The following is a 23,453-nucleotide window of genomic DNA, read 5'->3' as shown; positions in this document are numbered from 1 at the left end:
TTAAAACTGCTCATACACTACAAGTGTTTCTGGGACGATCGCTTCATCGATATTTTCAATTTGGGGATCGCGGAAACTATTAGACCAGTAGTAGATTGAGTTAATTTTTACACCACGTCCAACTTGAACTTTTGCTTTTCCCTCTGAGGTTGTAGGTAGGGTAAGAATCTGGAAGTTTTCATCGTAAGAAATCATGCGGTGAACCCGACTGCCACCAATTGCCATGCCCGCAGCAAACGCATCCCTCGGACTCTGGAAAAGTGCCGGATGTTCGTCTATTATCGTAAACTTCGTAAGCCCAAGCACAAAGGTATTCATAAAGTAAACCAAGTGTCCATACGGCTTGATTTTTAGGGTTAACTGACTTGGTGACTTGGCGGACATTACGAGTTATTTGTGTATTACCAAGTAAGTTATGGACAAATTGAGTATTGGAAGTTCCAAATAGACGTTCGCAAACCGAACCAAAACGAGCTTTGGCTGGGGGTCTTTGCTTTTTTGTACATTCAAAAGTAGCTAGTAGTGTTTCAAAGTAAACGCTGTGAAACTCTGCACCGTTATCTACCACTACAATTTGGGGAAGCCTGCCGTGACGCTTGACACAAATTCTTAGCACCATTAAGCAAGAACGATATGAGGGTGAGTCAAACGTTAGGTAAACTGCCAGCAATCGCCGTGAATAAGCATCTACGAGAAATGTTGCCCAAGGTCTGCCAAGATTGCGACCTGTATCAGAGCAAACTAGCTCTACATCTAACTCAGTATGATCTATATGCCCAATTTCAAAAGCGCGATCGCCGTGTCTTGGGGTTGTTATAGCAAGCTCCCAATAGAAGGATTCATGCTGATAAGCGGCACGACGACCTTGGCGTTTTTTAGTCTGTTCGTAACCAGTCCGGCGTTGTACTTCTTTGGTAAATGCTTTATAGCTGGGAGCAATTACACCAGATTCTTCGCAAGCTCGAACTAAAGCCGCGTGAACCTCCCACATTCTTTTCTGTTTAAGAGTTTCATAGTCTTCTAAAATAAACTTCTCCATAATTGCTAAGGTGTCTTCGGGCAGCTTGCGCTGACGATTACCTTTGACACTGCGATGGGACAAAAGCCCAATGTAGCCGCAACCGTATTTTTGAAGTGCAGTTAAATATTTAGCTTTCCAGTGACGGATGGTACGGGCTGGTATTGTTTCGTTTTCTGGAGGATGTCCGTTTAAGTAAGGTTCGATAGTTTTGTAGCGTTCAAGAGCTTCTGCTTGGTCTTCAGGACTAGCTTGATAAAATCGCTGCCAAGATTCTGTGCTAATAGCTGTTTTTTCTGGTGTTTGGAGACTTGTGATTTTTCCTTGGCGAACCAGATTCTCAAATATAGCTTTTTTGAGTTCAATTAACTGACTATTTTCTGCGCCAAGTATAACCTCTGTTTCTCCAACATGGATGATATTTAAACCTTTGCCGTCCCAACTAACAGTTGCTCCAGTAACAATATTGACTACAGGAGAGATAGCCGGAAGACTTACACTTGGTTGCTCAACCATTAATCTATAAGCACTAGCAGTTTGTTCGTCACGGAAGATTAGACATCTTTCTGGTTCAGCTAGTGGTGTAGCATTTAAATCAATATAGATTTGCTCTTGAATAATTAAGGTGTAGATATCGTCAGATTTAGCTCCTGTTGACCGATTGAGTAATTCTGCTAAAGTGATTCCTGGTTGAGATGACACAACTGCAAGTAATGATTGAGCGATCGCTTCTTCCACTACTAGAGATTCTGAGCGATAATAATCTTCTAAAAATTGCAGATTACGTTGCAGAACCCAATTGATTTCACGATCTGAGCGAATGCGGTAATAAAGCCCAAACTGGTTAGCATAGTCTTCTCCTGGCGGACAATGCCATTGATTATCTTCTTGAGAGTAAAAGTAACGATTGGGGTTTTTCTCTGCTAGTTTTTTCAAATCCTGCTCAGTTTTACATTCTTCCCAACCAGCCGAATTGGTTCGGATGACAAAGAAATCTGGGGTGTGTAAAACGCCTAATCTACATCCGTTACTTGCTTGATAGTCAAGTTTAATTTGCGGTGGTTGATCGTAGAATTCTAGAACATCTCCATCATGTTCTAACTGATAAATAATTGGCAGTTCAACCCGATGAGACTCAAAAGGAATTGGGCAAGATATTGTTCGGTAATTTTAGTCTGGAATTAAAATTATAGAAGTTTGGTATAAATAAAGATTGATATCAATTCCGGTTACATCGGTATTATTCCCTTTTTCACCTAACGTTTCAGGAGTATTTTGCTGCTAGGGAAATTTCTTTGTGTTTAGCTTCAGGGAGTGCGATTGCTTTCCGTTACTGAAAATATGGGATAGAATCATCCGACTGATACTAGAAAAAAGCACGTATTTTAAGAGCGTGTTTTTTATTGTCAGGCGATCGCTGCCAAGATGAACGACGAGAAAGCATTAACTTTAGTAATTTTGTAAGCAACATCACACAGCATAACCCGTCAGATAACAGCCATGTCACAGAGTATTTAGATTATTACTGTAATTTACCTGATCCGCCTGGATTTGCGGTTTTACTTAAAGGAGAGTGGGGATCTGGTAAGACATGGTTCATCAAAAGGTACTGCGAAAGCTTAAGGGAGAAAAAGCGGAAATGCTTGTATGTCAGCCTTAATGGAGTGACTTCATTTTCTGAAATAGAAGAAGCTTTCTTGCAACAACAAATTCCTTTTCTAGCATCCAAGCCAGTGGCGATAGGAAGAAATCTTATTACACAAGTTTTAAAGAATAGTTTAAAACTAGATTTAAATAATGATGCAACATTAAATCTTACAACTCCAAGTATAAAGCTTACTGAGCTTTTTACAAATCTTGAACAAAGTATTTTGATATTTGATGATTTAGAGCGATGTAGCATAAATCTCGTCAACATACTGGGATATATCAACAGTTTTGTAGAACACAAGGAATTAAAAGTAATTATTGTTGCCGACGAGGAAAGGCTAAATAAAGACGATTTCAAAGTGTTCAAAGAAAAACTAATTGGTCAACCTCTTGCAATTTCCCTAGAATTTGACAAGGCACTCGAAAACTTTCTACAAGGGGTAAAAAATCAAGATGCTAGCAATCTATTGTCTGACAATACTGAATTAATCCAAGACTTATACCAGCAAGCACAATGCAAAAATCTAAGAACTTTGAAGCAAGTTGTTTTCAATTTTGAAAAGATTTTTCATGTACTACCAGAAAAAGCGAAAAATAAGCCGGAACTCCTTCAAGAAATTTTAAGGTTCCTTGTGCCTTTTTCAATTGAAATTAGAAGTGGTAAAATGCTGCCTAAAGATATCGGCAGTTTGCTACAAGAATCTGCAAATATGAGAATGGAGATTAGACCTAGGTTCACTAATTCAGATACAGGGCAGAATGATAGCGAAGGAAAAACACTTCAGGAAGTAATTAGTAAATATCCTTCGTTAAGGTTGTACGATCCATTTCCTAGCACAAGATGGTGGCATACTTTTTTTGATAAAGGCATCTTAGATTTACAAGAACTCAATCAATCACTTGCTAGCAGTATATATTTTCAAGATGAAAATACACCCAAATGGATGAAATTATGGCATTTTCATCATCTTAGTGATGACGAATTTATTATTTTGCTCAATGAAGTTGAAACACAATACTTAAACAGAGACACGGAATTTTCCGATCTCGGAATCCTAAAGCATGTAACAGGGCTTCTACTCTATTTTTCTGACATCGGGTTATATTCAAAAACTAAAGAAGAAATTTTGACTAATTCAAAGCTCTTTATTGATTGGCTGAAAAATAATAATCAATCAAAACTGGCATCTTATTCAGTTTCTACGTATGAAAGTATGTTTGGGGGATACATGGGGCTTGCGTTTCAAGGCGAAAAAGTTCAAGAATTTCAAGATTTTTGTACATACGTTGAAAAAGCTCAAGAGTCAGCAAGGATTGAGATTTTGCCTAATCTTAGGAGAGAGCTACTTGCTATCATGCAAAGCGATCAATGGAAATTCCGCGAGATAATTTCCTTAAATAATTCGCATGGCTGGGGCGTGCCAGGACTGAGATATGCTGAAATACCTATATTGAAAGACATAAAAATAACTGAATTTGTAGAAGGGTTACTACGACTCAAATTTGCACATCAGATGACTATTAGTCATGCAATAAAAGAACGATATAAGTTCGATGGCAACAATGAAAAATTATTTGAGGAATTAGATTGGCTTAAATCTGTTCGGGATTCATTACTGGATGAGGCGGCTCGGAGAAAGGGCAAGCCGAGTGGACACTGTATACAAGTACTAATCGAGCTTGATCTGAATGAAGCGATTCAAAAGCTTGAAGCAACAGCACATCGATTACAGCAATCGCAAAACGACATAGCGATAGACAACTAATTGTCAAAAGCAGGTGGTTTGTGAGGGGCGATTGGCGATCGCTTTACTTAGGATTGAGAACAGGAGGAAGATCGCTTTATTTGTTGCTACGCACTGGGGGACGATCGCCTGCTTTGAAAACTGTTTTATTCTTCCTCCCCAAGCTCACCAAGATCGTCATCAAATTTGTTGATGATGTCGAGTAATTTTGATACGACTCGCGCAAAGATTTTTTTACGCTCTAATAATTTCGGTTTCTCGTTGCAAGCACTCAACACAGTTTCCCTTAATGGCTCTTTCCCAGAAAATTTATAGTCGGCAATCATTTGATTAACAGCTTCGACTTTGAGATTTTCCTCTAGGCAGAGTTGCTGAATCGCTTCAACACGTTCTTGAGTCCAGAAGTCTTGAAAGACGGTTTCGACTTTTTCTTCGGGTTCGAGGGTGGGTAGCCGCTCTTCGATAAATTTCTCAAGCAGATCCCGCTTGCTGCGTAGTTGAACTTCTTTCCCGATTAGCTCAAGGATAGACGCTTTCTGATTTTGGTAATCTTTCTGGGTAGCATCATCCTTGATGTCTCGCTGGATCAGTTCCAGTTCAAAATCGACTTCTTCAACCAAAGATTCTTTCTCGTCATCGGGTTTGGATCGCGTTCTATCATAGATGTCCAGATATTTGCTTTTATAATCTTCAAAGGTTTGTTCATCCAGATTCAAGTCAGAAAAACTAAATTCAGTGAATGATTTACTTACATTCTGTAAACGGATCAGATTACGAAAGGCTTTAACAAACTTAACTTGGTCGTCTTCACTAATAAGCTTATTGACATCGTTAGGGATAGTGGCGATCGCTCTCAGTTCTTGCAAACCTTTATTAAATTCCTCAATGTAGTATTCGTAGGGTTCAATGAAAATTTGTTCGTTGGCATTGGGATCGGAAAAAAGGGCAACGGCTTGATCGGTATTGTCCTTAAGATTGCGAAAGCAAACAATATTCCCCTGAGATTTAAGTTCGCCCAAGATGCGATTAGTACGGGAGTATGCTTGAATTAACCCGTGGTATTTCAGATTTTTGTCAACGTAAAGTGTATTGAGTTTTTTGACATCAAAACCTGTGAGAAACATATTGACGACTAACAGAATATCGGCACGTTCCTGATCCTGAAAGTTTTCTCGATCGCGGTCTTTCATCCGCTTGGCGATATCTTTATAGTAGGCATAGAAAGCCTGACTATCTTTGGCGGAATGTTGGGTTTGGTACATTTGGTTATAGTCCGCGATAAATTGATTCAGTTTGTCGCGGCTATGGCTACGGCTGCTCGGATCTGTGCTGATATTAAAATCGGGTTCTCCAATTAAGCCGTTTGCGTCTTGGTCTTCTTCGTTATAGCCAGGAGTAAAAATTGTGATCACTCGTAGATCATGTAATCCCTGTTTTTGTTTGTTTTTGAACGTGTCGTAATAGGTAATTAGGGTGTCTACGCTGCTGGCGCAGAGCATGGCCGAGAATTTTCTACCGTGAGTTTTACGGTTATGGTTTGCAATAATCCAATCGACAATTAGAGAAATTCGGTCGGGATTTTCAAAGAATTCTCGGTCTAATTTTGGCTCTGTGATCAGCGTGCCGTCTTTGCGTTTGATTTTGCCCCAATACTCGACGGAAAATTTAAGAACGTTTTCATCGGCGATCGCATTAGTGATCACATATTTATGCAGACATTCCTGGAATAGGTCTTTGGTAGTGCGTTTACCGTGTTCGTTGCTAGCAGCGTTATCGGCAAAGATGGGAGTCCCGGTAAAGCCGAACATTTGGGCTTTGGTAAAGAATTTGACGATATTTTTGTGGGTTTCACCAAATTGGGAACGGTGGCATTCGTCAAAGATAAACACAATGCGCTTATCTTTGAGCTTCTCCATTGCGGTTTCATGGCGTTGGGATTTGATCGCACGGTTGAGTTTCTGAATTGTGGTGACAATGAGGGGGTTATCCCCAGCCATTTGTTCTACCAGTTGTTTAGTGTTGTCAGTGGTGTCTACGCAATTAGGACTGAAATAATTAAATTCTTTACTGGTTTGGTAGTCAAGGTCAGCGCGATCGACGACGAACAGCACTTTATGCACTTTGGGTATTTGGGTGAGAATTTGGGCAGCTTTGAAGCTGGTGAGGGTTTTGCCTGATCCGGTGGTGTGCCAGATATAGCCATTTTTATCGGTATCCTTGACTCGCTCAATGATGGCTTCTACTGCGTAATATTGATAGGGGCGCAGCACCATCAGCACTTTGTCGGATTCGTGCAGGACAATGTATTTACAGATCATTTTGGAGATGTGGCATTTCTCCAGAAAGCTGTCGGTGAAGTCTTCTAGTTGGGTTATGAGGTTGTTTTCTTGGTCTGCCCAGTAGAACGTTTGTTTAAATTCTTGTTTGCGGTTGTTCGCGTAGTAGCGGGTATTGACACCGTTGGAGATGACGAAAATTTGGATATATTGAAACAGTCCATTGTCTGCGCCGTAGGAATGGCGTTGGTACCGGTTGATTTGGTTAAATGCCTCTTTGAGTTCTAGCCCTCGGCGTTTGAGTTCAATTTGGACGAGGGGCAAGCCGTTAATTAGCAAGGTTATGTCGTAGCGATTTTTGTAATTGCCTTGCTGGGTAATCTGGTTGGTGACTTGATATTGATTTTGACACCAGTGTTCGGTGTTGAGGAATTCTAGGTAAAAGGTGGTGCCATCGTCGCGGCTGAGTTCCATTTTGTCGCGCAGGCGTTTAGCTCGGTCAAAGACGTTACCTTTGTCGAGGTGGTTGAGGATGCTTTTAAACTCTGTGTCGCTGAGTTTGATGTGGTTATGTTTTTCCAGTTGGGTTTTAAGGTTGGCTTTGAGGTCTTCGGCATTGCGAAGGGTGACAGGTTCGTAGCGCAATCCTGTTGTTAGACGTTCAATCAGTTTTTGTTCAAGTTCAGCTTCGGTTTAGGGCATAGGGGAGTGGGGAATGGGATAAAAGTATTACCTACTAACTATTCCCTAATGATGTCTGTTGGGGTTTCTGGGGTGAGGGTTAAACCGCGATAGACTTGTTCAATAGGGAAATTGAGGTTAATGCTTTTGAGTTCGATTGTATCGCCTGCTTTGTAGTTGATAATCAACCAGTCGCCTGCGTCGTTTTTGTGATACAGGTCGATTTCGATGCTGGTGGAACTGACTAGTAGGTAATCGATTAAGGCTGGGTTTTGGCGGTACATTCGGAATTTGCCGCCTCTGTCGTAAGCTTCGGTGCTGGTGGAGAGGACTTCGACAATGAGGCAGGGGTAAGTAATATATTGGGTTGTGGTTTTATCGCGATCGTCGCAGGTAACGCTGGCATCTGGGTAGGTATAGTTATTAGTGCCGACAATATTAACTCTCAGGTCTGAGTTACCTGTTATGCAACTACTAGCGTCTAAATGGGTATCAAACATAGTCGTAAATCGAATTGCAATACGGCTATGATTAACGCTACCGCCAGTCATAGCGTAAACTTCGCCGTTGATATACTCGTGTTTTTCTAGTTGCTGTTCTTCCCAGGCAAAATACTCGTCCGGGGTGAGGTGGGGGGCTTTGTCTTTGGCTGCGATCATTTTTTTGGTAATGGGTGATTGGTAATTGGTAATACTTTGATTTTATTCGCTATCCCCTAGCTAACTTTTCGTTGGCAAAGAAAGAACCTGTACTTCGCTGATTTTAGACAATTGTTTATCATTGGTAATCAACACTGCTGCACACTCTCAGGCACTCGCAAGAATAACAGCATCAGGCATCTTTAAGCTATATTTTCGCCTTAATTGAATTGTTTTTTCAGCAATAGTCGTATCTAGAGATACTTCGATAAGAGTTTTTAGAGTTGAGCGAATTAAATTATCTTCCTGCGAAGATAAACCCTTAAAAGATAAAATCTCAATACTTGTGATGACAGAATAACCTATGTTACCATTGGGTATGGGTTGGGTTAATTCTTGATTGAACAATGAGATGAAAATATTAGTATCAATGAGATAATCCAGTTTCATCCCACTCACTCCGAATTTGCTTTTGCCAAGCTAAAGCATTAACTCCTCGAAAAGCTGTAATTTTTCCTGAGAGTTGGTTAATGGGATGCTCTGAAGCATGATCAGGATTAGATTGACTATCAACTGGTTGACTATGGAGTTTTTGACTCAGATATTGCAAAATCTCCTGTTGTTCTGTCCAAGATAATTGTTCAAGTAAACTAAATACTTGTTCTTTGGTAATTTGCAAGTTCAGCATTGCTTAAATCTCCATATTTTCTATTAGTTAATAGGTAATATCTTTATTTTATTCTTTGTTCCCTTTTTTCAAATAAACAGTTTTTGGACTAAGCCTTTTTTGAATTTTTCGGTTTGGTCGATTTGGCGGGTGTACAGTGACTAATTATTTGTCATTGGTGACAGATTAATGTCGTTGAGTCAGATTATCTGTCATCGCGACAAATTAGATCTCGCTAGTTTAGCGGTGACAAATTCATGTCGCTGATAATACACTCTGTAATTACAGCAGATTGCAGGTAAGTGTAGTACAGTAAAACCAGTGCATCAAAGTTAAAAATGAAACCTTACTCCATTGATTTTCGGCAAAAAATAGTCAAAGCATATGAGCAAGGAAATACATCTATAAGACTTGTAGCCTCTCGATTCGATGTGAGCAAAGCCTTTGTACAAAAATTGCTCAAACAAAAGAAAATCAAAGGTCATGTGGAGCCAGGAAAACAGGGTGGGAGTATCAAAAGTGAGTTGGATAAATACAAAACCCAACTTGCCCAAATGGTAGAAGAATATCCAGATGCGGCCTTGAGTGAATACTGCGAGTATTGGGGACAAACTTACAATCAATGGGTAAGTACGAGTTGTATGTGCCGTGCCCTGCAAAGACATCAATTGACTCGAAAAAAAAGACATTAAGGGACTTCCAGAAAATAAACTATTCCATCAGCAATAATGATAATCATTTTAAAGGGGGATGAAGGGGCTGCCGTCGGCAGCCCCTTCATCCCCCTTTTGTAGTAATTTGAATAATGACAGAGTTTTTGGGTGTGGTAACTGGTGGCTATAGTATTAACTGATTCTCTCAAAAAGTTGTTAATTGAAACTGCATGTCAATTAAAAGGTGCAGCAAAGCGTAAATTTATGGCACAGACAGTTCAGGGCTTAGGTTTAGGAGGGCAAAGGCTTGCACAATCAAAATTAGGATGGAATCGAGATACTATTAGAAAAGGAATAAGAGAATTAGAAAGCGGTATTACTTGCTTTGATAATATGAGTGCGAAAGGACGTTATAAAGCAGAAGAACATTTGCCAAATCTTTTAGAAGATATAAAAAATATAGTAGATTTACAAAGTCAAATTGACCCTAGTTTTAAAAGTCAAAGACTATATACCAGACTCAGTGCTGCCGAAGTCAGAAAGCAATTAATCGAAAAATATGGTTATAGCGATGAAAATTTACATACATCAGAAACAATTCGAGTCAAATTGAATAATTTAGGTTACAAGCTCAGAAGGGTAAAGAAAGTTCAGCCTCAAAAAAAATCCCACAAACTGATGCAATCTTTGAGCAACTAGACATAGTTAATATTGATGCTTCGGAAGATAAGAGTGTTTTACGTCTAAGTATGGACGGAAAAGCTCGCGTTAAGATTGGCTCATTTGATCGAGGGGGTAAAAGCCGGGATGGAGCGAAAGCTGATGACCATGATTATAATCCAAAAACAACTGTAACTCCTTATGGTATCTTTCTTCCAGAGCTTGATGAGCTATTTTTGTACTTTACAGAGTCGAAAGTTACAAGCGATTTTATTGTTGATATTTTAGAAGATTTTTGGTTAGAACAAAAGCATCGTTTTTCCGATATTCAAACCCTACTTCTCAATCAAGATAATGGGCCACAGAACAGTTCACGGCGTACCCAATTTATGAAACGTATAGTAGAATTTGCCCAAAAACATCAAGTAAATATACGTTTAGCTTACTATCCGCCCTATCATAGTAAATATAATCCAATAGAAAGGACATGGGCAATACTAGAGAATCATTGGAATGGCAGCATTTTAGATGAAGTGGAGACGGCTTTAAAGTTTGCTAGTACTATGAAATGGAAAGGTTTTCATCCAGTAGTTAAGCTAGTACACAAAACTTATGATAATGGGGTAAAGCTTACAAAAAAAGCTATGGCTCAAATTGAAAAGCAGATTGAGCGGCTAACCGATTCTACTCATGAAGTTTTCCCAAATTTAGGTAATTGGTTTATTGATATTTGTTGTAGTAAAACAAAAGTTATTTGATTTTAATAACAGCATTTATTTAGCTAGAAAACATCCCTTATTTACACTGTTTAACTTCAAAGCAGACGACAAGTGTATAGATTATTCATGCATAGATGAGGGGAAGAAAAGGGGTTGCCCTCGGCAACCCCTTTTCTTCCCCCCCCTAAAAATGGTTATCATTCTTGAGAAAACCTGTCTCTTGTTTTTCTTGGAATAATTTATTCTTTGGAAGTCCCAATTGTTTACAACCCATATTCTTCTAAACCGCTATAACCTATACTGAGTAAGGATTTAATCGATGACATTAATTTGTCACGACGACAAATAATTAGTCACTGTACATATGGGCGGATTATATCTAAATTTATAGATAAACTCGCCCATATACATGTATTTATGTGTGATCTTTTCTAGCGATAAATAAGTAATTTTACTGAACCATTTGATGAAGAATTAAACAATTTATCTTTAATACTTTATTTATAGCCCTAGTTAATCAAATTTATGTAAAAAGATGACTGAATTTCTGAAGAATAGATTGATGCTCCTGTTCGCCAAGGTTAAGCTGGTAATAATATGAACAGGAAGTCTTTTTGTCCTGATAACTGAAATGACCGCTAATCGTTTATCAATTAGTCAGGAAAATTCCCATTGTGTTACGTCTAACTCTAGACAATTAGATGTGCAAACTGCCCAAGAAGAGGTTTATAGCTTCTTTATGGGAATTGTCAATAAATTGCCACCAGAAGATGTTTTACGAGAATTAAAAAATTTATTTATAGACGGTCTTGATTGCGAAGATTCCGATTATATACCTGGAATATATAGTGTTTTTTTAGATGATAACGAGGAAGAATTATACAATACACTTAAGCGGTGTTGCTACATCATAGTTAATAATTGGAAAACTAACCGAAAAGACAAATATATCCAAGACTTAGTTAATTTATTTGTTCATGAAAATCTGAAAATCCAAGACAATAATCCTCCAGTAGTAAAAACTTGTAAAATCTGGTTAGAGAAGTTTGCTAACAGCAAAGATTACAAGGAGCTGAAATTATTTGCTACTAAATATGAAGAATCATCTAAAGGTCATTGGGCTAATCGCTACACTTCCTATTTATTGATCGATCAATCTGTTAATAATAAGAACCCTAAAGAGCAACAAGAAGCTGCTAGAAGGCTTTCTAAACAGATTAAAGACAAATTTAAGTTTGAACTAGCAATGTATATTGCTCGTTCTCAATCTGCTGTCTCAAGCACAACACGCTATAAAAATCCCAGTATTTTGGGAGATCAAGCTCTGCGCTTAATAAAAGCAATTGTCTTAAAAAAAGGCGTATTTAGCCATGATAATATCGCCCATATTTTTATCAAGCAAACGGAAAATCAAACTCTGAAAGAATTTAAAAAAAGCCTAGAAAAATACCTATTTTTTCCTGTAGAAAATCAAGAATCAGTCGAAACTTGGCGGCGGCAGTTTGCACATAGTTTATCGTTATGGAAGACAAATTATAATCAAGAAATTATCACTAAAGAATTGTTCTTGAGAACCTGTAATCGAGTGATTGATTACTTTACAACAGAAAATTCTAAAGAACCTTCGCAATTATTTATTTTATTAATTGGTCAAGGTCATGCTCTAACCCTAGTAATTATATTATTAAAGATTATTTTGATTTGTAAAAATTCTCGGAGACATTTAGAAACCCGGATTGCTCATTTGATTCGTTTTTACGAAAACTATTCCGAAGAGGAATGCAAAGGGGTAATAAATTTTATCGAGATTTTTAATATCACGTTCGCAATTTATGCAGAAAATGTAGAATATAACTTGATTAAGATGAAAGAAGAACAAAGCAGTAATCAGCAATTAAATCTGGATAGTTATCGTGTGTTTTCACAGATGAAAGTAGATAGATAAAAATGAGTTTTGCCTGATTCAGGATTTCGCAAGGCGTTCATCTAACCAAGCTAAGGCAGCACCCGCAGTTTCAGCTAAAATACTGATGAGGCGATATAGAGCGATCGCACTAAATACTAAAGCAGATGGAAAGTGGTGTCGTAAAAGTTCATACGCAGTCGCTTCAAACACACCTAACCCACCAGGCGCACCAGGTATAACAAACCCCAACAACCAAGCGCAACTAAAAGCCCCGAATAACAAAGGAATTTGATTCGCATTCAACGAACCCAAGGCGAACATAGTTAGTATAAACCCAGTGGCGCGTAGTCCCATAAAGCCCACTTCTCCTAACAAAGGGCGCAAAGGGTAGTTTTTAAGACTGAAGGGAACAGTTGATTGAGTTGTAGCAGCAGACTTTTTTGCTTTTAATTTATACAAAAAACGAATAACGGGGTTCAAAAACCACGGATGAATCGCACTAAGGACTACAGCTAAACTCAGAAATTGTAGTATTTGGATAACAAGGGTAGTATTAGCTGCTGCAAATTGGCTACTACATAAGACAATGATGATTAAAGCAGCCGCTAGCATGAGTAGCGGTTCTAGCAAAACGCTTAAGGTGGCTGCACCTGTAGGAATATTGGCATTTTTGGCGGCGACAATTCGCCCGTAGTGATGCCAGATATTACCTGGTAAATACTTAGCTATGTTCGTTTTTAGGTAAACTTGGATGAATTGGGGAGATGATACAGGTTGATTTAACTCTTGCAGAATCCAAGTCCAGATCCAGCCTGCCCAAGTATGAGCTAGTAAAGTTACCCCTGTTGCGATCGCCATAATTGCCCATCCTACATCATCAATGCGGATAGCAGTTACCTCAATCCAATTGTCCTTCAGAGCTTTCCCTAAAAAAAACAGCGTTCCTCCCAAAATTATCCAGCGTAAAAATTGCTTCATGAATTTAGTCATTTAACGTTGAGAGCAACAAGGGCTGAATACCTTAAGTTTTATGGTGTATCAGCTATATATCCAAATATTTTGAAGTATCAGACAGCTTCATGTAGTTCTTTTTACGAAAAGTATATTACTTTATTTTATATCTCTCTAGAGTTAGATAAAAATATTATTTTTGTACTCCTTAAAATGTAGCCTGCGCTAGAGGTAAAGAGCATTTTATTATTCATATGCTGAATACAGGTTATCAAAAGTGAGCGAACCAAAACAAGCACAATAACTTGCTGACCAATCCAATGATTCAGCAAATTCTTAGTTTATTAATATTTTGGTAAGGAGGACTAAGTGAACGCAGTGAGAGTATTCTTGAAACAAATAAGATTGCGCCAGATATTAACTATCTTTTTAGCTGGACTATTGTTGATAGTTAGCACTGCTTGTAGTGGGGCAAATGCTCAAGGTGCAAATCCACAAAATCCTGCTGTACAAGCCGGTGGAGCAAACAACCCTTATAAGAATGGTGGAGACAAGTATAGCAACTATAGAATGTCTACCGATCCGAAAATAGCAAACCCAAAAGCCAATCAGGGACGTGACCAAGCTAGCTTACAACCAAGTTCGCAATTGTTGATTGCTACAAATACAGAATCTGAGATCCTTTATCCTGGTGGCGAGACACCAGCAGGTCGAATCCAGAAAGAAGCAGAACTGCCATTGATTACAGATAAAGACTTCCGCCAGCCTGAACCCGGCGGTTTGATTCAGAATGAATCAAATGTAGGAGAGCGGGTTAAAGATCGGCTTGAGACTGTAAAAGAAGCTGTTGAAGAAGCTTCCGGCTTTTTGAATAACAAGGCAGATGAAGCTAAAGCAAGACCTGAATTACAACCCAATCCAGCAGTAAACAGATAAAAATCTTGTTTTTTCTGAATGCTTTGGATGTAAAATTAATTCCAAATGCCATCTTGGTTGAAGTTTAACTTAGTCACAAAAATGCAAGGACTTAGAAGTATGAGAAAAGCAATGAATTGGCTGAAAAATATTCGTCCCTTGAAAGTTGTAACTGTTTTTTTAGCAGGAATCTTTCTATTTATGGCACAGGCTTGTGGTGCTCCAGGAATAGCAACACAGCCACCACAACCTGGTGCTCAAGCACCTAATATTGAACGATACGATGCCACTAAAGATTATCCTCTGAATTCTCCCACCGGTGGAATGAATAACTTTAGTGATGTAGATCCCAGAGCGCAAGATGAAAAGGCAGCTAATGACAGAGCTAAGGCCCTAGTAAAAAATGCTCAAAAGAATATCGATCGGAAGGGAATTGACAGCCCAGAGCAATATGGTGAAAATTACAAACAAGGGACATCTCTTGGTGGAAGAGTTAAGAACCTGGGTGAAGATATAGGTAGTTCAGCTGAAGAACTTGGCAAAGGTCTTGTTAAGGGAACTCAGCGAGGAATTGAAAATATCAAGGGTAATACCCAGAATGCTGCTGAAGACGTGACGACAAATGTTCAGCGTGGAGCTGAGGATGCTGGTAAAAATGTTAAGCGCACAGCTGAAGATGCAGGCAAAGCAGTTAAGAACACAGTCGATTGAAATTAAGCTGATGCGCTTCTAAATTGTACATTTTGACGTTAAGACTGTCCTAAGTCAATTGGTCATCTGTCATTTGAAAACAAATAACTAATGACAAGGATCGCTCCTTTAATATACAACTTAAATGCGTAACAGCTTAGTCATTGAATCTCTTGTAAAAATATAAAAGCGCCTACAGATTAAAGTCTGGGGTTACTAAAATAAAGCCCGCTTATGCAGGCTTTATTTTAGTTTTATGTGGACAGGATTTAAGATCGCGTGAGTTCGATGAACCTCTCCCTGCCTTGAACTAAAGTTCAAGTCTGTCCCTCTCCGAGTCGGAGAGGGACGGTTTTGCGTAGTAAAACCAGGGAGAGGTCTTTTGATTAGATTTTAGTAATGAACGATCGCCTCTATAATTTCATGATGATGTTACCTCACCGAATAGCTCTTCGTAGCGATCGCTCTTGTTTTAATCTAAATACAGCATTTCATTAATTCCTAGCGAATTAATGAAAGGCAATACCCTGCATTGTTAATGCGGTGGCCGCCTTGTTAATGCGTTGGCTTGCATTGTTAATGCGGTGGCCGCCTTGTTAATGCGTCCGCTTGCATTAAAAACGCTACGCTTTTACGCAAAACTGTATTAAGAAACTGCGTAAGCGTAGCCCGTCATAAACATCGCTCATTCATCAGCAATACTACAAATACTTCTGCAACAATAACCCTAACTTTTCCTTTGTCGCTGGTGGTGCTTTATCCAATTGAGTCAAAATTGCATATTGCAACGCCGAATGCGCCTCACTCGGGGGTGGATTTTCACTCAAGCGCCGCACAGTTTCTTGAATCACCTTTTGAGCATTTACAGCATTCCGCAGCAAATTGCCAATCACCATCTCCACTGTCACATTGTCATGGTCTGGATGCCAACAATCGTAATCTGTCACCAGCGCTAAGGTTGCATAAGCAATTTCCGCTTCCCTTGCCAACTTCGCCTCTGGTAAATTCGTCATCCCAATGATTGTTGCACCCCAGCTGCGGTAAAGATTCGATTCTGCCTTAGTAGAAAAAGCTGGCCCTTCCATGCATACATAAGTGCCACCGCGATGGAGAGTAACTTCTGGTAAATTGAGAGATGCGATCGCATCTGCCAACACAGTTGCCAAATTCTGACAAATCGGATCGCCAAAGGCAATGTGAGCTACAATTCCCTCACCAAAAAACGTTGAAATCCGATTTTTTGTCCTGTCGATAAACTGATCTGGCACCACCATATCCAGTGGTTTTGCCTCTGACTTCAAGGAACCCACAGCACTAGCTGAAATTAAATATTTCACACCCAATTGCTTCATTGCATAGATATTAGCGCGAAACGGTAATTCAGAGGGTAAAAGCGTGTGATTGCGGCCATGACGCGCTAAAAAGGCTACCCGTGTACCATCCAAAGTCCCTAGAATCAAAGCATCAGATGGTGAACCAAAAGGAGTCTCGACTCGCACTTCTTCGATATCTTTGAGCGCATCCATTTTGTAAAGACCGCTACCACCTATAATCCCAATACTAGCTTGAGCCATGATTCTGAACCTGTTCTTTACCGATCTGCTCAGTTATTTTATCGAAAAGGGGAGTAGCAGAAAACAAAGCGATGTCTACAATGAGCTATGCGATCGCATTTCGTGCCGCTAACACTATTGAATTATTACCCATTAATTGTTTGTTTAGGTGCAGATAGAAATCATCACCCAGTTATTCGAGGGTTAATTAATAATTTTGAGCAATCAAATTTCTGATAATTTTTGGAGATTAATGGTTATCATTAGCCCTTAAGTTAATCGTAACCATAGTGTGTAATCAATATTTAATGTATATAAATATTAAATATACGCACTTCTACGCAGGGAAACAAAGCAAGCGTTATACTTTTGGGAAAAGGCTTATTTTAACCCCTGCTTTTAACATTTTCATAAATCAATGAGTCTCAATTTTCGCTTTGCGGTAGTCAGCGACTTACACCTGGCACTTCCTCACACAATCTGGGATCATCCCAGCCGATTTCATCTGGTGGAAGTAAGTATCTCAGCATTTAAAAGTGTACTAGAACATTTAACACAACTCGATTTAGATTTCTTGTTGTTGCCAGGAGATTTAACCCAGCACGGCGAACCAGAAAACCACGCCTGGTTACAACAATGTTTAGCCCAGCTACCTTTTCCCGTCTATGTTGTTCCTGGTAATCATGACGTTCCTGTGCTGTTGGCCGATCGGCAATCGATTGCTTTTGCAGATTTTCCCTACTATTACACAAAGTTTGGCTACGAAGATCCGCAGCAGATTTACTACATTCGTCAGTTATTGCCTGGAGTTAAGCTGATTGGACTAAATTCTAACTCCTTTAACGACCGGGGAGAGCAAGTGGGGTGTTTGGATGCCAAACAGCTACGGTGGTTAGAAGAAGTGCTAGCGGCATCTGGTGATGACTTAGTTTTGGTGATGGTGCATCATAATGTAGTGGAACATCTGCCCAATCAATCGAACCATCCACTGGCAAATCGCTATATGTTGTCCAATTCAACAGAACTATTGCAGCTGTTGAGGCGCTACGGAGTCAAGTTAGTATTTACAGGGCATTTGCACGTTCAGGACATTGCTTACTCAGATGGGGTATATGATATTACCACTGGTTCTTTAGTTAGCTATCCTCACCCTTATCGAGTGTTAGAGTTTCATCGGGATAACCAAGGTAAAGAATCGTTGCAGATTTTATCCCATCGCGTAGAGTCAGTGCCTGAGTTCCCTAACTTGCAACAGTTATCAAGGCAGTGGATGGGCGATCGCTCTTTCCCTTTTCTAATTAAGCTACTAACTCACTCTCCATTAAACTTACCATTATCACAAGCAAAAGAATTAGCTCCTGGTTTGCGCGACTTCTGGGCAACTATTGCCGATGGGGATGCGGTGTTAGATTACCCTCATTTTCCCCCAGAAGTGCGGCGCTACATTCAGACATATAGTGCATTACAACCCCATCCAGGCATAGCCACTGCTGAAAATTTGACGATGATTGATAATAACAGCACACTTGTACTGAATAAGAGTTAGAAGTCATTCAATTTTGGATTTTAGATTTTAGATTTTTACAAAGAAAGGCAATCCAAAATCCGGCATTGCACTGTCAGCATACCAAAGGTGCGGCCAAAATCTCAAATTGCCGAATTAGGAGTGAGGAGTTATATCAAGTCCGGTTGAACACATAATTATTAGGGCTGACGCAAGGTAGAAGGGAATAATTAATAACCAACGCCCAATGACAAATGACAAACGACAAACTCATTACTGATTTTGGCGACAAATTCCAAATGCTGAGGTGTAGGCGTGTAAAAAGGTTCTGCCACCAACAGGGCCGATTTCACCGCCACAGAAAAAGCCACCTATAGGAATATCGTTAAGGTAGCGCTGAAATAATTCAGAATCGAAGTTAGGTTTACCATAGAGTCCTTCACCTCGTCCCAGACAAGAAAACATCAAAGCAGCTACAGCCGAGGGTTCAGATTCTCGTTGATGTTGATAACTTTGGAGGAGTAATTCGAGGTCTTCAGCAGAGGCTTGGGCATCGCGTAGATGGAATTGCAGCCTTTGACCAGGACGAACGCGATCGCCAATTGCGATCGCCCCAGCATTTGGATCGACCCCAAGAATACCACGTATTAAAAAGTCTCCTTGCTGCAAAGTCAGCTTAAATTCATCCATTGCCACACCAACAAACAGAGAATGCTGTGCTAAAATCCGTTCTTGTTCGCTGAGACTAGCAATCAAATCTCGCAACACCACTAGAGGCACTTGCTCATCTAACTCTAGAATGATATTGCGATCGGCTTTTGTAACTTGCAATGGCTTGCCAATCGGTCGGCATCCTTGGGCGACAATCGTTTCCAAAACAATATTGCCAGTCAAAGCTATACCAACAGTGCCCTCACGATACAAGTTTTGCTGTTCCTCACCGTTAGTATCGTTACAAAAAAGGGCAACACGACCACCCATACCTCCACCACTAGCCTGTCCCCCGACGATCGTCGATCCTGGATAAGCAAAATCCAGCCCCTGCAACAAATCATTGATTCCAGAGGCGAAAGAACTAGACAGCAAGATGAACTGCGGTGTCGGTGATGGTGGTACACCGATCAAATCAACCCAAGCATCTGGAGAACTATCTAAATCAGGTAATTCTTCAGCAACAACATGAAAAACTTGAATCTTCACCCCTGGAAGGTGTGCTAAAGTCAAGCTAATAGCTGGTTCAGCTTCTAATTCTTGGGTTTCTCCGCTAACTGTCGTCCCAATTACACCACCACCACTACAGCCAATTAGCACAGGCACAGAAAGTTTCTCAGCTAACAAGGGTAACAGTCGGGAATACTCACTCGTAAAAGCAGACGAAATGAATACCAGTCCTAAATCCGCAGGTGCTGTTAACGATGAAACAGCTCGTTCCACCACATCTGTAACAGCGGCTTCCAGAGAATGACGGGTTGATAGGGCATTTGCCCACTGCATTTGGTCTGCCATGAATTTTGAGCTTCTTTCTCTATTTTAGGCTAGTAGATTTTGACTTTTTATTTTGGGAAGAATTGCATCTTACAAGATATTGATGCCAGCCCTTTGTCTCCTCCATCCCAAGAAGCTAGAGTTGTCATTCCCTAATATAGGCATCTAAATATATTGTATGATTATTTATCTATGCTACTAATTCCACAAAATCTTAAAAAATAAAGATAAATGCATTATAGATAGAGTAGCTTGCTGTATTGGTTATAAATCAATGGCTAAAAAACTAACTTACCATCGGCTAAATGGTTAGAATGGTTATTAATCAAGCGAAAAACTGCCATTTTCTATACTAGTATTAACAACACATAACGAGACTAAAGCAATGACCAACATCCAAGAAACAGCAAAAAGCGACATCCAAGAGCAAATCCAACAAGAAGTGGAACAAGCGCGTACTGTCTGTGATATTAACGGTAGCAACTCACCAGAGTGTGCTGCTGCTTGGGATGCAGTAGAAGAATTACAAGCCGAAGCTTCCCACAAGCGCCAAAGCAAGCCAAAAAATTCTCTAGAACAGTATTGTGATGACAACCCAGATGCCATTGAATGCCGCGTTTACGACGACTAGAAATTGAGGTAACTGGATTTTATGTTGCTTGGTTAGCAAACAACCAGCATTGACTAAAGAAGACGCCCAGAGTAGAGGACGTGGAAACTCACCAATGTCCTCCACTCGCAAGCGTTTTATTTGGAGCTACGGATTTTAGTCGCGGAAACAAAAAATAAATTCCTTCTTTGAATCAATAGGCTTCTTCCAAAGGGATAAGTTGCGATTTTCATAAATTAAACAACCAATTAATTGGCACTAGGGGCGTACAGATGTACGCCCCTATAAATTTTTTGTAATACTCGTGACTTCTAGTCATACGAGATTCAATAAACTATTATCAAGAAGAATTCAGGATGAATTGGAGTCCGACTGACTCCTGAATAAAAGGGTTTAATACCCCTGCCTTATTTAGCAGTCTACATTCAGGTAGTGGTATAAAATCGCACTTAATTTATTCATACTCCTGACTTCTTTTTATCTATTGTTTGAGAAAAAATATGGACTATGATATTTGGTTTCGACCTTTCGTCTGGATTGATTACCGACTGGCAGTATTATTCTTGGTAATTATTCCGCTAATTCTGCTGATTTGGGCATTTGTACAAAAAGCAGAAGGCATACAACGCTTATTGGCTATATACTGGCGAGTATCAAGCTTGGTGGCAATCACGGTTTACTTAATGATTGCCCAGTATCCAGTTAGCTTTATCTCTGGGTTAATAGCTCAGATTTTGATCCCGATATCGCTGTGGTTTTGGGTGGATATCAACGATGAAATTGAGTATCAAACCAGTGGTTCTTTGAAATTGATTTTTACTTCTTGGCGCTGGGCGACAACTGTTTATTGCTTTTTGGGCGCATTAGCATTTATACCTTTTTTGGGTTGTGCTTTTTCTGGCAATATGCTGAAGACTCCCTATTGTCGTGTCTGGTTTGAGGCTCCGTTACTATTCAAAGAATATTTTCATGCTAACAGCAAGGCTGAGTTTTTAGGTTTTCTTGGCATAACTAGTTTAGTAATTTATGTGCTTTACTTGAGCTATTTTGTTCTGATTAAGCTGGGCAAACAGGGACGTTCAGCCACACCACAGTAACTATCGCTGTGCCACTTAACCTACTCTTAAAAACATGAATTCCATTGGTAAGCGACTGGAACAATACACCGCTAAACGCCCTCAAGAAGTCCTAATTGTAACGGTGGAAATTGCCGATGAGCAAGATACAATTGCTATTTTCAAAGGCTTTTCCAGTTCTTTGATGCGCCCTACAGCATTTGATGCAGATGTACCAGTCCTACCAGATGGGGCAAACATCCTCAATATTGACCGAGTAGCCAGTCCTTACAATCCTGAAGCACCCCGTTATATTCAACAAGGAATTTCTTGGGAAGCGATGGAAGCTCTATTATCAGAAGTAGATGTTTGACTAATTACTAATTCGTAATTCTTAATTTTGCCGAAAGACTTACTCAATTCTGTCATTATTTTAGTTCAGTGACCATCGCCAGTTGCAAAAAATGCTTCCGCTATCACCTATTGCTGAATTGAATTCCGTTGTAACCGACGGAAACATTGTTGCATTCAATGTTGGTTTCGATGAAATGGTCTATGTCGTGCTTGCTGTTAAACCACTCGATTACCGGACTGAACAGCCAGGATGGGCAAGCTTTGCAAAAACGACTCCAGATACTCCGCAGCGTTACCGCATAATTGCCTTTCAAGAAGATAGGCTAACACTCGACATCGATATTGCAGAAGAACAATTTAACATTCACGATATTCAACCTCTTCCTGCAAAAGAGATACTGCTTGTATGTGCCCGTTCTCATTACAAAAGTCCGAATGATTTTGAAAGAAACGGTCGTATTTATAGCCTTGGTGGAAAATTTAGTCGAGAAATCCTGCTTGGCGATGGCATCCAATCTGTTCAAGCAACTTCAAACGGAACCATTTGGACTAGTTTTTTTGATGAAGGAGTTTTCGGGAATTTTGGTTGGGATGAGCCAATTGGATCGTCTGGGCTTGTTGCATGGGATTCAACGGGAAATAAAATATACGATTTTCAGCCAACGGATGGCTTAGATTCCATTTGTGATTGTTATGCATTAAATGTGGAATCTGATACAGATGTCTGGTTGTACTATTACACAGAATTTCCACTCGTTCATTTACATCATAATAAAATTCAGTCAGTGTGGAATATGCCTATTTCGGGCAGTGATGGTTTTGCTGTTTCTGGTAATCGAGCCTTATTTCGTGGAGGATATAGCGATCGAGATACGTATGATTTGTTTTCTCTGAACAACAATGGCAAGGTCAAACTACTCAAACAACTCAAGTTTACAGATGAGGCAGGACAAACAATTATTGCGGAAAGTGTTGTAGGCAGAGGAGGTTCGCTATATATTCTCAGTAATGGATTAGTGTATCGGGTATTTGTATGGGCAGTTTAACGATGTTCTTTCAGCAGACTAATACTGCGTTGGAGCCGACGGACCAAGAGTGATCTGTGAAAGCCAAAGAAAGGTTATGTACTTTTTTATGAATTATCACGACATTATTACGATCGAACCTGGAAAACGCAGTGGTAAACCCTGTATCCGGGGAATGCGAATCACTGTTTATGATATTTTGGAATATCTTGCTGGTGGAATGACTGAAGCAGAAATCCTAGAGGATTTTTCGGAATTAACTTCCGAAGACATTAAAGCGTGTCTAGCTTTTGCTGCTGATCGTGAGAAGAAGTTATTTGTGGTATCCCTGTGAAACTGCTTCTAGACGAAAATTTGTCTGCTCGAATTATTTCACGGATTGTAGATTTGTATCCTGATTCAGTACACGTTAAAACTTTAGGGTTAATCAACACAGACGATGTGGTTATCTGGGAGTACGCTAAAGTACACGATTTTGTAATTGCTTCCAAAGATTCTGATTTTCATCAGCGCAGTCTTCTATATGGTCATCCACCTAAATTTATTTATCTCCGTATTGGCAACAGCCCAACTTCTAAAGTTGTCCAAATCCTGCGAGATAACTTTGGTATAATCAGCCAGTTTGGAGATAGCGAAGTAGAAAGCATTTTGGTGTTAGCGTAGGTTGAAAATATGAGCGAAGCCGTCTACATCGAAAT

General features: G+C 39.7%; 22 protein-coding genes. 13 read left to right on the top strand and 9 right to left on the bottom strand.

The window, feature by feature from the left end; translation table 11 throughout:
* Complete coding sequence (locus RM049_RS24890) at window positions 1–195, bottom strand: hypothetical protein (protein ID WP_322706059.1); 195 nt, start codon at window positions 193–195, stop codon at window positions 1–3.
* Window positions 179–2,128: a TnsA endonuclease N-terminal domain-containing protein gene (locus RM049_RS24885; protein WP_322706074.1), complete on the bottom strand. Its 1,950-nt coding sequence runs from the start codon at window positions 2,126–2,128 to the stop codon at window positions 179–181. Before RM049_RS24885 ends, RM049_RS24890 begins: the two co-directional genes overlap by 17 nt.
* 293 nt (window positions 2,129–2,421) lie before the next feature.
* On the opposite strand from RM049_RS24885, the gene RM049_RS24880 reads away from it, so the two are divergent.
* Complete coding sequence (locus tag RM049_RS24880) at window positions 2,422–4,434, top strand: P-loop NTPase fold protein (RefSeq protein WP_322706058.1); 2,013 nt, start codon at window positions 2,422–2,424, stop codon at window positions 4,432–4,434.
* Between the two features lie 125 nt (window positions 4,435–4,559).
* On the opposite strand, the gene RM049_RS24875 is transcribed toward RM049_RS24880, so the two are convergent.
* The 4 genes from RM049_RS24875 to RM049_RS24860 form a co-directional block, all read right to left on the bottom strand.
* The gene (locus RM049_RS24875; protein ID WP_322706057.1) at window positions 4,560–7,334 is read right to left on the bottom strand and encodes a type I restriction endonuclease subunit R; all 2,775 of its coding nucleotides are present in this window, start codon (window positions 7,332–7,334) and stop codon (window positions 4,560–4,562) included.
* Window positions 7,335–7,429: 95 nt separating this feature from the next.
* On the bottom strand, window positions 7,430–8,029 hold the full coding sequence (locus tag RM049_RS24870; protein WP_322706056.1) for a Uma2 family endonuclease: 600 nt from the start codon (window positions 8,027–8,029) through the stop codon (window positions 7,430–7,432).
* Window positions 8,030–8,176: 147 nt separating this feature from the next.
* Complete coding sequence (locus tag RM049_RS24865) at window positions 8,177–8,458, bottom strand: PIN domain-containing protein (protein ID WP_322706055.1); 282 nt, start codon at window positions 8,456–8,458, stop codon at window positions 8,177–8,179.
* Window positions 8,436–8,696, bottom strand: a complete 261-nt coding sequence (locus RM049_RS24860) for a hypothetical protein (protein ID WP_322706054.1) — start codon at window positions 8,694–8,696, stop codon at window positions 8,436–8,438. The genes RM049_RS24865 and RM049_RS24860 overlap by 23 nt, the downstream gene beginning before the upstream one ends.
* A gap of 317 nt (window positions 8,697–9,013) precedes the next feature.
* On the opposite strand from RM049_RS24860, the gene RM049_RS24855 reads away from it, so the two are divergent.
* The 3 genes from RM049_RS24855 to RM049_RS24845 all read left to right on the top strand — a co-directional run bounded on the left by RM049_RS24855 (window position 9,014) and on the right by RM049_RS24845 (window position 12,652).
* Window positions 9,014–9,367 carry a transposase gene (locus RM049_RS24855; protein ID WP_322706053.1) on the top strand — a complete coding sequence of 118 codons (354 nt, stop codon included), beginning with the start codon at window positions 9,014–9,016 and terminating at the stop codon, window positions 9,365–9,367.
* Between the two features lie 147 nt (window positions 9,368–9,514).
* Window positions 9,515–10,746 (top strand): ISAzo13 family transposase gene (locus tag RM049_RS24850; protein ID WP_322706073.1). Its coding sequence is split into 2 segments (ribosomal slippage): window positions 9,515–9,995 and window positions 9,995–10,746, totalling 1,233 coding nucleotides; the frame shifts between segments, so codons are not numbered across the junction.
* 592 nt (window positions 10,747–11,338) lie between these two features.
* The gene (locus tag RM049_RS24845; protein ID WP_322706052.1) at window positions 11,339–12,652 is read left to right on the top strand and encodes a hypothetical protein; all 1,314 of its coding nucleotides are present in this window, start codon (window positions 11,339–11,341) and stop codon (window positions 12,650–12,652) included.
* 18 nt (window positions 12,653–12,670) lie between these two features.
* On the opposite strand, the gene RM049_RS24840 is transcribed toward RM049_RS24845, so the two are convergent.
* Window positions 12,671–13,591, bottom strand: coding sequence for a lysylphosphatidylglycerol synthase domain-containing protein (locus RM049_RS24840; RefSeq protein WP_322706051.1), 921 nt, complete (start codon window positions 13,589–13,591; stop codon window positions 12,671–12,673).
* 342 nt (window positions 13,592–13,933) lie between these two features.
* Between RM049_RS24840 and RM049_RS24835 the strand changes: the two genes are divergently transcribed.
* A complete protein-coding gene (locus RM049_RS24835) occupies window positions 13,934–14,500 on the top strand; it encodes a DUF6658 family protein (RefSeq protein WP_322689126.1) in 567 nt (188 codons plus the stop codon).
* Between the two features lie 99 nt (window positions 14,501–14,599).
* Window positions 14,600–15,190 (top strand): hypothetical protein, encoded by a 591-nt coding sequence (locus tag RM049_RS24830; protein ID WP_322706050.1) that lies wholly within the window; start codon window positions 14,600–14,602, stop codon window positions 15,188–15,190.
* 680 nt (window positions 15,191–15,870) lie between these two features.
* On the opposite strand, the gene RM049_RS24825 is transcribed toward RM049_RS24830, so the two are convergent.
* Entirely contained in the window at window positions 15,871–16,743 is an 873-nt protein-coding gene (locus RM049_RS24825; protein WP_322682303.1) for an S-methyl-5'-thioadenosine phosphorylase, read from the bottom strand.
* Window positions 16,744–17,140: 397 nt separating this feature from the next.
* Between RM049_RS24825 and RM049_RS24820 the strand changes: the two genes are divergently transcribed.
* Window positions 17,141–18,268, top strand: a complete 1,128-nt coding sequence (locus tag RM049_RS24820) for a metallophosphoesterase family protein (protein WP_322701682.1) — start codon at window positions 17,141–17,143, stop codon at window positions 18,266–18,268.
* A gap of 231 nt (window positions 18,269–18,499) precedes the next feature.
* Here RM049_RS24820 and RM049_RS24815 read toward each other — a convergent pair whose 3' ends face one another.
* On the bottom strand, window positions 18,500–19,732 hold the full coding sequence (locus tag RM049_RS24815; RefSeq protein WP_322706049.1) for an FIST signal transduction protein: 1,233 nt from the start codon (window positions 19,730–19,732) through the stop codon (window positions 18,500–18,502).
* Window positions 19,733–20,096: 364 nt separating this feature from the next.
* Between RM049_RS24815 and RM049_RS24810 the strand changes: the two genes are divergently transcribed.
* The 6 genes from RM049_RS24810 (at window position 20,097) to RM049_RS24785 (ending at window position 23,418) form a co-directional block, all read left to right on the top strand.
* On the top strand, window positions 20,097–20,342 hold the full coding sequence (locus RM049_RS24810; protein ID WP_322673382.1) for a Calvin cycle protein CP12: 246 nt from the start codon (window positions 20,097–20,099) through the stop codon (window positions 20,340–20,342).
* 479 nt (window positions 20,343–20,821) lie between these two features.
* Entirely contained in the window at window positions 20,822–21,418 is a 597-nt protein-coding gene (locus RM049_RS24805; protein WP_322673383.1) for a DUF3177 family protein, read from the top strand.
* Window positions 21,419–21,452: 34 nt separating this feature from the next.
* Window positions 21,453–21,749, top strand: a complete 297-nt coding sequence (locus tag RM049_RS24800; protein ID WP_322682306.1) for a hypothetical protein — start codon at window positions 21,453–21,455, stop codon at window positions 21,747–21,749.
* 91 nt (window positions 21,750–21,840) lie between these two features.
* Complete coding sequence (locus RM049_RS24795; protein WP_322682307.1) at window positions 21,841–22,776, top strand: hypothetical protein; 936 nt, start codon at window positions 21,841–21,843, stop codon at window positions 22,774–22,776.
* A gap of 88 nt (window positions 22,777–22,864) precedes the next feature.
* Window positions 22,865–23,089 (top strand): DUF433 domain-containing protein, encoded by a 225-nt coding sequence (locus tag RM049_RS24790; protein WP_292867582.1) that lies wholly within the window; start codon window positions 22,865–22,867, stop codon window positions 23,087–23,089.
* Entirely contained in the window at window positions 23,086–23,418 is a 333-nt protein-coding gene (locus RM049_RS24785) for a DUF5615 family PIN-like protein (protein ID WP_322706048.1), read from the top strand. Before RM049_RS24790 ends, RM049_RS24785 begins: the two co-directional genes overlap by 4 nt.
* Window positions 23,419–23,453: the final 35 nt, after the last annotated feature.

Origin of the sequence: Nostoc sp. DedQUE04 (genome assembly GCF_034530995.1) — a bacterium.
Taxonomy (GTDB): domain Bacteria; phylum Cyanobacteriota; class Cyanobacteriia; order Cyanobacteriales; family Nostocaceae; genus Nostoc.
This window is presented reverse-complemented; position numbering and strand designations above follow the sequence as displayed.